This window comes from Desulfogranum mediterraneum DSM 13871, from assembly GCF_000429965.1.
In the GTDB taxonomy this organism is placed as follows: Bacteria; Desulfobacterota; Desulfobulbia; order Desulfobulbales; family Desulfobulbaceae; genus Desulfogranum; species Desulfogranum mediterraneum.
On sequence record NZ_AUCW01000015.1, the window covers coordinates 22,733 to 35,528 of the forward strand.

A 12,796-nucleotide genomic window follows, 5' to 3' on the forward strand; every position below is an offset into this window, starting at 1 on the left:
TTTTAATACTCCTCGATATCGCTAAAACGGTTCATCTGCTCCCAGCGCTCCACCTCCAGGCGGTAGCGTCCCTCCCAGCCATAGCGGCGCATGATCCGACGATAGCGGAGCTTTAAGAAGGGCTTAAAGAGAAAACGCCAGATCGAGACCCAGAGCCAGCCCTGGCTCCTGACCTCCCGGGGCGGATTCCACCAGCCCAGCACCAGCTGCCGCTGGTACCAGAACTGGTACTGCAGCTCCCCGGCGCTGAGGTGGTGGGTGCGGACATTGGCCCAGAGGCCGTTATACTTTTTCAGGTCTGCCCTGTTGGTGATCAAGCCCTGCTCCCCCAGGTGCTCGCGCATGCCGGTCCGGGGATAGGGGGTCAGGATCTGGCAGTAGGCGGCATCGGCCTCGATGGATCTGAAGAACTCGTAGTTCTCCCGGATGGAGTCGGTATCGTCTTCGGGAAAGCCGAAGATCAGGCCGCCGATGACCATGATCCCGTGGCGGTGGCAGTTGGCAATGGCCTTCCTGGAGAGGGCGGTGATATCCCCCTTGCCCGCCACCTGGAGGTTCTTCTTGGAGCCATTCTCTATGCCGAGGAAGATCGAGCCAAAACCGGCCTCCGCCATCTTGGCCACCATGGCCTCGTTGTTGGCAATGGTCCGGCAGTCGGCCTGGACAAAGAGCCGCAGCCCGGAATAGTTGCGGGCAATGACGGCCTCGCAGAAGGCCATCACCCGCTCGGTGTCCAGGACCATGTTGTCGTCGACGATGAAGATGGCCCGGGTTTTGCACTTATGGTAGATATCATCGATATCCGCCAGCACCCGGCTTAAGGGGAAGGTCCGGAAGGTGCGGCCATACATGTGGCCCATGGAGCAGAAGTTACAGGCCCGGGTACAGCCCCGGGAGGTCTCGATCAGTTCGATCTTGGAGTTGACCAGGTGATAGCCCCAGGTGAGGCGGCGCCTATCCCGGATGGGCAGCTTGAGGCTGGCCAGATCCAGGTTGGCGGCGCGTGGGTTATGGATAAAGACCCCATCCCGCCTGTAGGAGAGCGAGGGGATCTCCTCCAGCTCCCCCTCACCGGCCAGTTGATTGACCAGCCGCCGGCAGACCTCTTCCCCCTCACCCCGGATCATGAAATCGATCCAGCGTGCCTCGGGGGAGGCGGCGATCTCCTCATACATCAGGGTGGCGTGGTAGCCGCCGATGACGATCCTAACCGCCGGGTCCAGCTCCTTGAGCAGGTGGGCGATCTTGATGCAGGTGTCGTACTGCCAGGCCATGGCCGAGAGGCCGATCAGGCCGAAGCGATGTCTGGCCAGCAGCCGGGTGAGGTACTTTTTGATGGACCTGCGCTTGCGGATCAGATCCACCAGCATGACCTGGTGCCGGTCATCGATGTTGCCGCCGATGCTGGCGATGCCGTGGTTGGGAAAGTGGACCGCGGCCTCGTGGATGATGATCGGCACCACATCGGGCATGGAAATCAACAGCACCTTCATGGGGCCTCCTGGTGGTAGATCTGCCGGATCTGCGCTGCCAACCCGGTCACCCCGGGCGGCTGCTCCCGGTCCCACTCGATCACCCCGAGGTAGCTGACCCTGATCCGGTTTGCGCTGCTGCAGGAGAACCAGAACCGGCCCGGGGTGAAGAGCCGGTCGGTTCCGGAGATCGCCAGCAGGTGAATCGGCCCCCCCTGGAGTCGGGCAATCTTGAGGGCGCCGCTGTGGATGGAGCCCAGGCGGCCGTCACGACTCCTGGTGCCCTCGGGAAAGACAAAGAGCTTGCCCTGGTCCCGGAAAAACTCGGCCAGGGAATCCAGCTGCTCGATCATGATCCCGGCCTGGCCGCCCTGGGCGGTGTCGGGCAGGTAGCCGGAACGACGCAGGACCCAGCCAAAGATCGGCACCCTGAAGAAACGGGATTTGACGATGGAACGGTGGCGGGGATAGAGGGCCATCAGCAGGAGGGGGTCCAGGTAGGAGAGGTGGTTGGCCAGGACCAGCCCGGAAGGGATCCGGCCCGCCTGGGGGTCGATTTTGATCTCCTGGCCGGGGGCCAGCCGGCTGAGCAGCCCGAAAAAGATCCGATAGAACCAGTGGTTGAGGCGCTGGAAGCGGGCCTCTGCCTCTCCCTTCTTGGCCTCGCCTGCCGCAGTGCAGAGCCCCAGGAGGGCGGCCCCCAGATAGAGCCAGGAGAAGATAAAGAGAAAGCCGAAGATAAACCAGGCCCAGCAGCCCAGGGTGACCAGGATGTCACGCCAGCCCGGGGAGCGGCCGGGACGGCAGCCCTGTGGGGCAGGAGCCTCCCTAGCCTTGAGCCGTCCGGCCATCACGCACCAGCAGGCAGGTGTTGACCCCGCCAAAGGCAAAGTTCTGGATGGCCGCGGTCCGGACCGGGGTCTCGGTCAGCTCGCGGGTATGCCGGAGCATCCGGCAACGCTCATCCACCTCCTCCAGGTTAAGGGTGGGCGCCACAAAACCCTGCTCCATCATGTAGAGGGTCAGGATCAGCTCGATCACCCCGCAGGTCCCCATGGTGTGGCCCATGTAGCTCTTCAGGCCGCTGACCAGGGGGCCCTTGCCGTAGACCGCATCGATGGCCTGGGCCTCGATCACGTCGCCCATCTTGGTGGCCGTGGCATGGGCGCTGACAAAATCCACCTCCCCGGGGCTGAGGGCAGCATCGTCCAGGGCCAGACGCAGGGTGGCGGTGATCCCCTCCAGGTTGGGCAGGATCAGGTCGCCGCCGTTGTTGTTGCAGCCGAAGCCGACCAGCTCGCCCAGGATGGTGGCGCCCCGCCGCCGGGCGGCCTCATACTCCTCCAGAAGCACCGCGCCGCCGCCCTCCCCCACCACCAGGCCGTCACGCCCGGCATCAAAGGGACGGGGGGTGCAGCTGGGGGTGTCGTTATAGTCCACCGAACAGGCCAGGAGGTTGTCAAAGACCGCCACCGTGGTGGTATCATACTCATCGGCACCGCCGCAGAGCATGGCGTCCTGCATCCCGTACTTGATCATCTCGTAGCCAAAACCGATGGACTGACTGGAGGTGGTGCAGGCCGTGGACGAGGCGATGATCCGGCCGGTGATCCCGAACATCCTGGAGATATTCACCGCCGTGGTATGGACCATGGAGCGGAGGTAATCGACGGCCCCGATGGAGGAGAACTTGGCATCCAGGTCGGAAAAAAAGGTCTTGTAGATGTCCCGCTGCACCGTGGGGCTGCCATGGGTGGAGCCAAAGGCCACCCCCAGGCGGCCTGAGGTGATGAACTCCTGATCCAGACCCGACTGCGCCAGCACGTCCTTGGCCACCTGGCAGGCATAGAAGGCCACCGGGCCCATGGTCTTGGTGTACTGGCGCTTAAAGCCGTACTCCATGGGATAATCCACGCTGCCAAAGACACGGGAGTGGATATGCTTGCTCAGGAGGCCGTCGTCACGCAGGGGGCTGACCCCGGAACGACCCGAGCGCAGGCTTTGGATGATCTCGTCCTTGCCGTAACCGATGGGGGTGATGGCGGAACAGGCGGTGATGACGACGCGTCGTTTCATGGCAGGCAGGCGGGGAAGGGTTAGCTGTTGCGGGAGCGTTGCAGTTCTTCGATATAGGCAACCACATCCTTGATGGTGCGGATGGCCATGGCCTGTTCCTTCTCCTCCCGGGTCAGGGAGAAGCCGAGGAGCAACTCGATCTTGCCCAGCAGCTCGATGGCATCGATACTGTCAAAGCCGTGGGCATCGCGGAGGTTGTCCTCCAGGCCCGGATTCTCGAACTCAAAGTCCTTGGTGAGGATGGTGATAATGGCTTGCTGTATTTCGTCTCTGGTCATAACACGATCTAGGTGGACAGCAGATGGCGTTCAGCCCCCTGGGGCCGGTTTTGCCGTACGCTCTGCGGATTTGGTCTAATGGGCTCGGATACTACACGGTTTCTCCTCCTTACAAAAGGGAAAAGAGCGGCTGACCGCGAGCCGCCCCCAGGCACCCCCCTGCGCCCTCGGGGATCCGTTCCCGCCGGCCTCTTGCCTGCAGAGACGGCCTTAGTGGAGAAAGCGCTCAAAGTGGTACCACTCAAAGGGATGGCGCCGCAGGGTGGCGGCCAGGAGGTCGGCATACTCCTGGGCAGCCCGGGAAATGGCCTGGTCCCGCTCACCCCGGGCCACCCGCTCGATGGTGATGGGCTCGGCCAGGCTGAAGTGATAGTGGTTGTCCCCCTGACGGAAGGCGAAGAAGGGCAGCAGCGGCGCCCCTGCGACCAGGGCAAAGACAAAGGGGGCCTGGGGCAGGAAGGCGCGGTGGCCCAGAAAGGAGACCTCCACCCGGCGCTGCTCCTCCCGCCAGAGCTGATCGCCGGCCATGGAGACCAGGCCGCCTGCCTGGAGGCAGCGGATCGCCTCCACCCCGCTCATGGGGGCATCGCTGCCCTGCTCCACCCCGATGATGGTGACCCCGGCCCGGCGCAGCTCCTCCTTCTGGCAGCGCTCCACCCCCTCCTGCTCCTTGACCCCCATGTAGAGCAGCAGCTGGAGATCCCCCCTTTGCTGCTTGAGCAGCGCAGCCGCCATCTCCCAGTTGCCCAGGTGGGACATCAGCAGGATCCCGCCCTGCCCGCCGATCAGCGCTTCCAGCCGCTCCCAGCCCCGGGAGGTGCAGCTCGGGGTACCGCGCTCCCGGGCCAGGAAACGATCCAGGTGGATGGAGGTGAAGCGCTGGTACTGCCTGAAGCTGCACCAGCGGTGATAGAGCGCTCCCTGCTCGGGGTAGAGGGCTGCATAGAAGCGGCAGCTCTCCGCCACCTGCCGGGAAAAGAGAAAGTAGCCCAGGGCAATCAGCCGGGAGACCAGCTTCAGCAGCCAGGGGCCGCAGCAGCTGGAGCAGCGGACCAACAGTCGATACCAGAACCCCCTCATCGCCCCACCACCCGGGCAAGCAGAGCAAAGAGGCGGCAGAAGAACAGCCGGCTGAACAGCCGGGAGTTGCGGAGGAAGTCGGTCCAGGGCCGGAAGTGACTGATCCGCTCGCCACGGGGCTGGTAGACCACCTGCACCGGAGCCTCCCGGACCTCCAAGCCGGCCTGGCGGGCCCGGACCAGGACCTCCACCTCAAACTGGTAGCGCCGGGACCGCACCCCGAACTCCAGGACCTCGGGCAGGGGGTAGAGCCGGAAACCGGACTGGGAATCGCTCACCAGCGGTCCACCCACGGCCCAGACCCAGAAGTTGGAGAAGCTGCGGCCAAAGCGGCTGGTCCAGGGCACATGGGCCATGCTCTCCATCTGCTCCCGCCGGCCCAGGACCAGGGCGCGGCTGCCGTCGGCCACCTCCTCCAGGAGCCTGGGACCATCGGCGGGATCGTGCTGGCCGTCGCCATCCAGGCTGAGGGCCCAGTCACAGCCCTGGTCAACTGCGGCCCCAAAGCCGCTGAGCAGGGCAGCGCCCTTGCCCAGGTTCTCCGGATGACGGAGGAGGGTGAGCCCGCTGAGAGCGCCGGAGCCAGCCAAATGGTCCAGGATCGCGGCCGTGCCGTCGGTGGAGCCGTCGTCCACCACCACCATGGGCAGCCCCAGCCGGGCGGCCCGGCGGACCACCGCCTCGATCTGTTGGCCATGGTTATAGACCGGAATAATCACTGCAGGCTTCATGGGCTTATCCTTGGAAAAGACGTAGGGTTCTGGAACGCTGGGGTTACGGGGCAGGCCGGGCGGCCCGGGCTCAGCCCCCTGCAGGGGGTTCAGGGGGGTGGGCAACCACGGCCAGGGACCAGGTCCCGGGGCCCATGTGCACCCCGGAGGTCAGGGAGAGGGGGGTGGTGAGGAGCTCTGCTCCCGGATAGCAACTCCGCACCCGGGGCTCCACCTCCCTGGCCAGCCAGGCCCGGTTATCCGAGTACTGGAGCAGGATCAGCGGTCGCGCCGCCCCATCACACTCCCGGGCCAGCTCTTTCAGGGAAAAGGCCAGCTGCCCCCCCCGGCTGTGGACCATGCCCAGCCGGCGGACTCCCCGGTGGCCGGGAGTGACCACCGGCTTGCAGTGCAAGAGGTCTGCAAAGAAACCGCCGGCCCTGGAGACCCGGCCGCCGGCCACCAGATACTTGAGCTGATCGATGAAGACATACTCCCGGGCCGAGTCGATCAGCTCCCGGGCGCAGGCCAGCACCGAGGTGTAGGAGGCACCCTTTTGGGCAAGACGGGCGGTGAGCAGGGCGATCAGGGCCAAGCGTCCGGAGGCGGCACCGCTGTCCAGCACCGTGAGGCGACCCTCGGGGTCATGCTGCTGCTGCCAGCGGCTGGCCACCTGGTGGTTGCCGGTAAAGGCCGAGCCCACACAGAGGTAGAGGCAGCGGGAGAAGCGTTGGCAGAGACTCTGGTAGTGCTGGTGACGCTCGTAGCGGGAGGCCTGGGCCGTGGTCACCTTGGTGCCCGCGGCCAGTAGCCGGTAGATCTCCCCGGCCGGGCAGAGGGTCTCGGGCACGGCCCGCTCCCGGGTGACGATGTAGCTGTCCAGGAGGGTGATGGCGTGCTCCCTGGCCAGGGCCCGGGTCAGGGAACCGGCGCCATCGGTGACGATCCGTACCGGCGCCTCGCTCCCGGCAGGAGTCCCTGATCCCGCTGACAGCGGGGACTCCGGCCGCAACGAGGGGCTGCCGAGGGGCTGCTCGATCCGCTCCTCCGACCAGTGACGGAGGGCGCCCACCTGGGCCATGGCCAGCCGCAGCTCCTCGGGGGCCCGGGTATGGATGTGGAATTTTACAGCAGGCTCACCCGCGTCAGCACCGTCAGCAGTATCGGCAGTATCGGCAAGCTCAGCAGTCAGCACCACCAGGCTGTCGCCCCAGGGACCGAGTTGTTCCCGGACCTGGTTCTGGTCCAGTTCGGTGGCCAGCACGGCATCGACACAGAAAGAGGGTGCGGAGGCGGCAGCAGAGCGGCCGGGATGGCCCCAACCCTGCTCCAGGGGCTCGGGCCGGTAAGCGCTGTTGATGGTCAGTTGGCCGGAAAATCGATCCAGGATGGCACCGCTCGGTTCCTCCCGCTCCAGGAGACAGGCAAAGAAGCCCTCAAAAAAGAGCAGCATCCCCAGTCCACCGGCATCCACCACCCCGGCCGCCTCCAGCTGGGGCAGCTGGCGGACGCCCGTGGCCACGGCCTCCTGGAGTTCAGCCATGATCCGGGGATGGAGCTCTTCCAGGGGCTCGCCGCTGGCCAGGACCCGGTCCAGGGCGCTGAACACCGAGAGCATGGTCCCCTCCCGGGGATCGGCCACCGCTGCCCAGGCCGCAGCCCGGCCCAGGGCGACTTTCTGGGGCAGCTCTTCAGGGTGGTCGGCGCTGACCAGTTCCCGGAAAAAGGCGGCTGCGATGTTGCCGGAGTTGCCGCTGGCAGAACGGGCCAGTTGGCTGCGAAGGTTGCCGGCAGAGGGTTCCCGCAGGGGCGCCAGGCTGAGCCGCAGGTTGACCCCGGTGTCGCCGTCTGCCACGGGAAAGACATTGATCCGGTCCAGGAGCTCGCTCCAGGCCGCAAGGCAGCTGTAGCCTGCCCCGTAACTGGGCCAAAGCTCCTTCATTGCTGCAGCAGCCGGGTGATGGCCTGGCCGTCGTACTTGCCGTTTGCCTGGAGCGGAATCTGCTCCACGATCAGCAGACGCCTGGGCCGGGCAGCGGGTTCCAGCCTCTCCTCCAGGAAGCCCTGGAGGAACGATGGATCCAGGCCGGGATCCCGGCCTGGATCCACGCCCCTGACCTGGACCAGGGCAGCGATCAGGTGCTGACGGCCGCCGCCCTCGGGCAGGGCCCGGACCAGACACTCCTCCACCCCGGCCACCTCCAGGATCAGCTGCCGCACCTCCTCCAGGTCCACCCGCTTGCCCCCCACCTTGACCACCTGGTCACTGCGCCCCTTGAGGAGAAAGCCCCGGGCGCCGCAGGCCTCCACCCGGTCGCTGGTATGGAAGAAACCGGCCTCATCCCGGGGGAGATCAGGGGAGATGTAGGGGGAGCGCACCGCCAGCTGCTCCCGATGGATCTGCCACTCAACCGTGGGAAAGGGGGTGAACCCCTCTTCCCCGGCCCAGCGGTTCCTGGTGGCAATGCCGCCGGTCTCGGTGGAACCATAGACCTCGATCACCCCCATGGTATTGGCCCGGCAGAAGGCGCTGTTATCCGCCGGATCAAGCATCCCGGCCGAGGAGAAGGCCAGGCGCAGGGGCAGGGTCCGGCCCCGGAGGACCCGATAGTGAGCAGGTACCGCGGCCATGATGCTCACCCCCCGGCTTCGGACCAGCTCCTCGATCTCCCCTGGAAAGGAGGGGCTCTCGGCCACCACCCGGGCCCCGGAGACCAGGGGCAGCAGCACCGAAAAGAGGAGGCCGTAGATATGGTAGGGCGGGATGGTGGCCAGGATCAGATCCTCCTCCCCGACCTGGAAGTGATCGGCCAGGAAGAGGGCCTCGGCCAGCAGGTTGGCCACGCTCTTGGACCAGAGCTGGGGAGCGCCCGTGGTGCCGCCGGTGAAGAGCTGGAGGAGCAGTTCCCCGGGTGCGGCCGGAACAGCCCCCGCCAGACCTGCCCCGGAGGATGGGCTGCCCTTGAGTTGGTGGTCGATCCGCCTGAGATCGGGCGAAAAGCCGGCGGCCTGCTCGCCCAGGACAGCCGCCAGCTCAACGGCCTGGTCCAGTCGCTCCAGGGCAGGAGCAGAGAGTGCATGGGGCAACAGCAGGGTCGGGCCACCGGCCAGCGCGGCCAGCAGGGCGGCCGCCAGGACCCCCTTATCCTCGCTGGCCAGACAGAGCGGAGCCTCTGTCCCGACCGGCTCCAGCGCCTGCCGGAAGCGGGCTGCCAGGCCGTGGACCTCCTGGAGGGTGCATCCCCCATGGATAAAGGGTTTTTCCGGCTGGCCAGGCTCCCCGAGGAGCCGGGCCACAGTTGCCCGGATCCCGGGGCTGATCGCCTCGATGGTCGTGTCGATGGTCGTGTCCCTGTTGGTCTTCATCAGAGCCTCCAAAAAAACTTACGCGCCGGCCCCGGCCTATTCGGCGACTCGGCCAAAGGAGCGCTGCCGCAGACGCCGCTCCCTGGGGCGAAAGGTGTCGGCCGCCATCTCCCGCTGGACCACCTGCTTAAAGAGCCGGGCCATCTTGATATGCTGGGGCTCATCCTGATAAAAGGTGTTCCAGGCATAGTCCAGCAGTTCCCCCAAACGCTCCGGGCTCATCTGTTTGGGTTGGTAGACCACCCGGTCTGCAGAGTAGTCGTCCCAGTCAGTAGAGAGGATCCGGCCCTGCCGACTGAGCTCCTCATAGGCCCGGGTATGGGGAAAGGGGGTCAGGACGGTGAACTCGGCCAGGTCCAGCTCGATCTCCAGGAGAAAATCGATCAGCCGCTTGATGAACTCCTCGTCATGGCTTTCCAGCCCCAGGAGGATGGTCCCCTCCACCCCGATGCCGTGGTCATGGTAGCGTTTGATCCGCTCCTTGATGTAGTCCGAGGTGTCAAAGACCGCCTGATAGACATACCAGGCACCGGCCTGGGCCGCCAGATCCAGGACCTGGGGCTTGTCCTCGATGGGATGGGAGCACCAGTTCTTCTTCAGGGGGATCATCTCCCGAAAGAGGTCCAGCTCCCACTGGGTATTCTGGGCCAGGGAGTTGTCCACGATAAAGAGACGGTTGTTATCGATCCCGGCCATCTCGGCCACGGCCTGGTCGATGGGCCGGGGCCGGAACTCCCGGCCGCCCAGGTAGGAGACCGCACAGGGGTAGCAGTTGAAGCGGCAGCCCCGGGAGGCGTGGACCAGGTCCACCATCTGCACCCCCTTGTGGTTGTAGAGCTCCCGCTTGAGGATATCCCGCCGGGCCGGGCCCACCAGGCCGATGTCCGGCCGACGGTCGAGATAGTCATAGCAGGGCTTGAGCCGCCCCAGCCTGAGGTCCTCCAGGAGCCCCTCCATCCGCCCCTCGGCCTCGCCCAGGAAGACCGCATCGGCATGCGCCATGGTCTCCTCGGCATGGAGCATGGTGGCGATCCCGCCGAAGATGACCTTGACCCCCTGGCGGCGATAGCGGTCAGCGATCTGCCAGCCCCGCTTGACCTGGACCGTGAGCATCATCGAGATCCCCACCACATCCACCGGCTCCTCAAAATCGATCTCGTCCAGATTCTCGTCCACAAAATCCAGTTCCACATAGGCGGGCAGGGTGGCTGCAAAGACCACCGGCCCGTGGGGGGGCAGGTGAAACTCGGTCTGACGGTTGAGCTTGGCCCACTTGGGGTAGATCAGTTTAAATCGCATTAGAACATCTCGGCGCGGAGCAGTTTCAGGTTGAGTTGATAGCCGCCGGGGCCCGGGGCGGTCAGCTCCAGGGTCCCGGCAATGGGGGTAACACCCACCAGGGTGCAGTCGGCGGCACGGATGGTCCGCTCCAGGGCCGCGGTCGGGCTGTAGCTCTGCAGCCGCCAACCGCCCTCTGCCCCGGGGCTGAGATCCACCACCCGGCCACCGGGTTCCAGGTAGCGACAGCTCGCCAAGGGTTCAGCGCCTGAACGGCCGGGGCCGGTTGGCCGCTGCAGACGACCGACCAGGACCTGCCCGGCCCGAGGCCGGCGAAAGAGGGTCCGGAGATCGGCCATCAGGCCCTGGGCAAAGCCAGGGGCATCAAAGGGGGGCACGGCACGGCTCACCGTAAGTTCACCTGCCGGGCCCTGACGGGCGGCAAAGAGGGTCAAGCCCTCGACCGTGACCAGGGCGCACTCCAGCTCCTGCCGGCCCAGGCTGGTCACCCCGATGACGCTGCCCTGGCCGCTCTGCCCCACCCTGTAGTCGATGGCATGGACCAGCTGCCAGCTGCCCCGGGGAAAGAGGGCGGCGCAGCGTAGCCGGGCCATCTCCTCTGCGGGGTTTTCTCCCTCCCGGGACTCCAGGATGCTGAAGGGTGGCAGGGCCGAGGGGGCACAACCGACCAGCAGCAGGCAAGCCAGGCAGCAGAGAGAAGAACGGACCAGGCTCATGGCCCTTGAAAACGGTGCAGCGGTATCTGGCCGTTGAGGAGCCGGTTGCTGAAGGTCATGGTGGTAAAGGCGTCCGGCCCCTCGACAATGGTCACCCGCTCCAGCAGGCCCTGGCCGCCGGACTGCTCGGCCAGCTGCAGCTCGATGGAGCTGATCAGGGTCCGCAGGCCCGCTTCCCTGGGGGTGAGGACGATGGTGCGGGGCTCCGGCCGGCTGGTGGTGAACAGGGGATTGTCGCTGAAGCGGCCATCCAGCCAGTTGCTGATCTCAGCCAGGACCAGCTCCATGGCATCAAACCCCATCCCCGGCTGTTCCACCAGCACCCCCTCGTGCTCCACGAAGCGGCGAATGGTATCGCCGTCACTGATCAGGATCGAGACCATGGGCCGGCGATACTCCCAGCGCAGGGAGCGGGGGGCCTGGAAGGCAAAGCTGCCGTAGGAGACCAGCGGCCGGGCCAGGATTTTGAGGTGCTTCTCCTGGACAAAGTCCGCCTCTATGGAGTGGATCTTGGCAGGGCTGTCGGGACGAGCAAGCGCAGGCTCCGCCTCAGCAGCGATGACAGGGCTCCCGATAGCGAGCAGCAGGCCGAGGGCCAGGGGCAGCCAGCGAGCGTTCATCAGAACATCCCGCCATTCACCGAGATCACCTGGCCGGTCACATAGGAGGCGGCCTCGGAGCAGAGGAAGCCCACCACCTGGGCCACCTCCTCGGGTCGACCGATCCGGGCCATGGGAATCATGGCCTTGATCTGCTCCCTGGGGGCCTCCTGGATCATCTGGGTCTCGATCAGTCCCGGGGCCACCACGTTGACCCGGATCCCCAGGCGGGCCACCTCGCTGGCCAGCGCCTTGCTGGCGGCATTGAGGCCGGCCTTGGCTGCGGCATAGTTGGCCTGACCCCGGTTGGGCATCAGGGAACTGGCCGAGGAAAGCGAGACCACCGCGCCCCGGCGCCTGCGGACCATCTGCTCGATCACCGGCCGGGTGACGTTGTAAAAGCCGTTGAGGCTGGTATCGATCACCGTCTGCCAGCTCTGTTGGGACATCATCATGAAGAGGCCATCGGAGATGATGCCGGCGTTGTTGACCAGGAGATCGATCCTGCCCAAGCGGCTTGCCAGCTCTTCCACCGCCTCCCGGGCGGCCTCGGTGTCGCGGACGTCAAGGGGGGCAATCTCCCCTGCCCCGCCGGCTGCCTCGACCCGGGCCAGGGTGGTCTGGGCCCCCTCCCGGTCGCTGTGATAGTTGATCACACAGTAGTGGCCCTGGCGGGCCAGCTCCAGGCAGATTGCCCTGCCGATGCCCTTACTGCCACCGGTGACGATGGCTATGGTCTGTTCATCTCTTGCTGTCATGACTGTTCTGCCTGAAAGAGTTGCAGGGTGACCCGGGCGATCAGGCGCTGCTCCTGATAGAGCTCACAGGCCACCTCTCGAAGATTTGCAAAGTTATGGGTTGTCCGGGCGCAGCTCACCACCTTTTGAGCAAAGGGCAGGCTATCGACAAAAAATTCCGCCTTCTTGATCCCCACCAGCCAGCCCATCTGGTTGGAGTCCAGGCCCTGGGTCTGGATCCGGTCCCAGCCGTTGCAGACTCCGGCGGTCTGGGCCGCCAGCTCCACCAGGATCAGGGGGTGGACCCCCGACTCCTCGGCCAGGGGCCAGCTTGGCCGGGGACTGGAGCTGGTCCGGGCGTGGCTGGACTCGACCTCCAGGACCTCGTCAACCAGCAGCATCCCCCCACGATGGGGGAGCAGGTCCTCCAAACTCAGACCATTGAGGGGTGTAGCAGCCATGA

At 65.8% G+C, this 12,796-nt stretch carries 13 protein-coding genes; all 13 read right to left on the reverse strand.

The genetic code is table 11. The features are described from left to right. Positions 1 to 2: 2 nt before the first annotated feature. Positions 3 to 1,493, reverse strand: coding sequence for a B12-binding domain-containing radical SAM protein (locus G494_RS0107360; RefSeq protein ID WP_028584014.1), 1,491 nt, complete (start codon positions 1,491 to 1,493; stop codon positions 3 to 5). Then, positions 1,490 to 2,323 carry a lysophospholipid acyltransferase family protein gene (locus G494_RS22390; protein WP_051305493.1) on the reverse strand — a complete coding sequence of 278 codons (834 nt, stop codon included), beginning with the start codon at positions 2,321 to 2,323 and terminating at the stop codon, positions 1,490 to 1,492. Before G494_RS22390 ends, G494_RS0107360 begins: the two co-directional genes overlap by 4 nt. Next, the gene (locus tag G494_RS0107370; protein WP_028584015.1) at positions 2,301 to 3,548 is read right to left on the reverse strand and encodes a beta-ketoacyl-[acyl-carrier-protein] synthase family protein; all 1,248 of its coding nucleotides are present in this window, start codon (positions 3,546 to 3,548) and stop codon (positions 2,301 to 2,303) included. The genes G494_RS22390 and G494_RS0107370 overlap by 23 nt, the downstream gene beginning before the upstream one ends. Before the next feature lie 20 nt (positions 3,549 to 3,568). Beyond that, entirely contained in the window at positions 3,569 to 3,826 is a 258-nt protein-coding gene (locus tag G494_RS0107375) for an acyl carrier protein (RefSeq protein WP_028584016.1), read from the reverse strand. A 210-nt stretch (positions 3,827 to 4,036) separates the two neighbouring features. Next, positions 4,037 to 4,906 carry a lysophospholipid acyltransferase family protein gene (locus G494_RS0107380; RefSeq protein WP_028584017.1) on the reverse strand — a complete coding sequence of 290 codons (870 nt, stop codon included), beginning with the start codon at positions 4,904 to 4,906 and terminating at the stop codon, positions 4,037 to 4,039. Then, positions 4,903 to 5,637 (reverse strand): glycosyltransferase family 2 protein, encoded by a 735-nt coding sequence (locus G494_RS22395; protein WP_035245864.1) that lies wholly within the window; start codon positions 5,635 to 5,637, stop codon positions 4,903 to 4,905. Before G494_RS22395 ends, G494_RS0107380 begins: the two co-directional genes overlap by 4 nt. Before the next feature lie 70 nt (positions 5,638 to 5,707). Then, complete coding sequence (locus G494_RS0107390; RefSeq protein WP_028584018.1) at positions 5,708 to 7,558, reverse strand: DegV family protein; 1,851 nt, start codon at positions 7,556 to 7,558, stop codon at positions 5,708 to 5,710. Then, positions 7,555 to 8,982, reverse strand: a complete 1,428-nt coding sequence (locus G494_RS0107395; RefSeq protein ID WP_051305494.1) for a class I adenylate-forming enzyme family protein — start codon at positions 8,980 to 8,982, stop codon at positions 7,555 to 7,557. Before G494_RS0107395 ends, G494_RS0107390 begins: the two co-directional genes overlap by 4 nt. 36 nt (positions 8,983 to 9,018) lie before the next feature. Then, complete coding sequence (locus tag G494_RS0107400) at positions 9,019 to 10,281, reverse strand: B12-binding domain-containing radical SAM protein (protein WP_028584020.1); 1,263 nt, start codon at positions 10,279 to 10,281, stop codon at positions 9,019 to 9,021. Then, positions 10,281 to 10,997: a hypothetical protein gene (locus tag G494_RS0107405; protein WP_028584021.1), complete on the reverse strand. Its 717-nt coding sequence runs from the start codon at positions 10,995 to 10,997 to the stop codon at positions 10,281 to 10,283. The genes G494_RS0107400 and G494_RS0107405 overlap by 1 nt, the downstream gene beginning before the upstream one ends. Beyond that, on the reverse strand, positions 10,994 to 11,617 hold the full coding sequence (locus G494_RS22400; protein ID WP_051305495.1) for an outer membrane lipoprotein carrier protein LolA: 624 nt from the start codon (positions 11,615 to 11,617) through the stop codon (positions 10,994 to 10,996). Before G494_RS22400 ends, G494_RS0107405 begins: the two co-directional genes overlap by 4 nt. Further along, positions 11,617 to 12,354, reverse strand: coding sequence for a 3-oxoacyl-ACP reductase FabG (fabG, locus tag G494_RS0107415; RefSeq protein WP_028584022.1), 738 nt, complete (start codon positions 12,352 to 12,354; stop codon positions 11,617 to 11,619). Before fabG ends, G494_RS22400 begins: the two co-directional genes overlap by 1 nt. Beyond that, complete coding sequence (locus G494_RS0107420) at positions 12,351 to 12,794, reverse strand: hypothetical protein (RefSeq protein WP_028584023.1); 444 nt, start codon at positions 12,792 to 12,794, stop codon at positions 12,351 to 12,353. Before G494_RS0107420 ends, fabG begins: the two co-directional genes overlap by 4 nt. Positions 12,795 to 12,796 lie beyond the last annotated feature (2 nt).

Excerpts from the sequence above, each read along its gene's own strand:
- fabG (WP_028584022.1), bottom strand. The coding sequence starts at position 12,354 with ATGACAGCAAGAGATGAACAGACCATAGCCATCGTCACCGGTGGCAGT.
- G494_RS22400 (WP_051305495.1), bottom strand. The coding sequence starts at position 11,617 with ATGAACGCTCGCTGGCTGCCCCTGGCCCTCGGCCTGCTGCTCGCTATC.
- G494_RS0107400 (WP_028584020.1), bottom strand. The coding sequence starts at position 10,281 with ATGCGATTTAAACTGATCTACCCCAAGTGGGCCAAGCTCAACCGTCAG.
- G494_RS0107380 (WP_028584017.1), bottom strand. The coding sequence starts at position 4,906 with ATGAGGGGGTTCTGGTATCGACTGTTGGTCCGCTGCTCCAGCTGCTGC.
- G494_RS0107405 (WP_028584021.1), bottom strand. The coding sequence starts at position 10,997 with ATGAGCCTGGTCCGTTCTTCTCTCTGCTGCCTGGCTTGCCTGCTGCTG.
- G494_RS0107375 (WP_028584016.1), bottom strand. The coding sequence starts at position 3,826 with ATGACCAGAGACGAAATACAGCAAGCCATTATCACCATCCTCACCAAG.
- G494_RS0107360 (WP_028584014.1), bottom strand. The coding sequence starts at position 1,493 with ATGAAGGTGCTGTTGATTTCCATGCCCGATGTGGTGCCGATCATCATC.
- G494_RS22395 (WP_035245864.1), bottom strand. The coding sequence starts at position 5,637 with ATGAAGCCTGCAGTGATTATTCCGGTCTATAACCATGGCCAACAGATC.
- G494_RS22390 (WP_051305493.1), bottom strand. The coding sequence starts at position 2,323 with ATGGCCGGACGGCTCAAGGCTAGGGAGGCTCCTGCCCCACAGGGCTGC.
- G494_RS0107420 (WP_028584023.1), bottom strand. The coding sequence starts at position 12,794 with ATGGCTGCTACACCCCTCAATGGTCTGAGTTTGGAGGACCTGCTCCCC.
- G494_RS0107370 (WP_028584015.1), bottom strand. The coding sequence starts at position 3,548 with ATGAAACGACGCGTCGTCATCACCGCCTGTTCCGCCATCACCCCCATC.
- G494_RS0107395 (WP_051305494.1), bottom strand. The coding sequence starts at position 8,982 with ATGAAGACCAACAGGGACACGACCATCGACACGACCATCGAGGCGATC.
- G494_RS0107390 (WP_028584018.1), bottom strand. The coding sequence starts at position 7,558 with ATGAAGGAGCTTTGGCCCAGTTACGGGGCAGGCTACAGCTGCCTTGCG.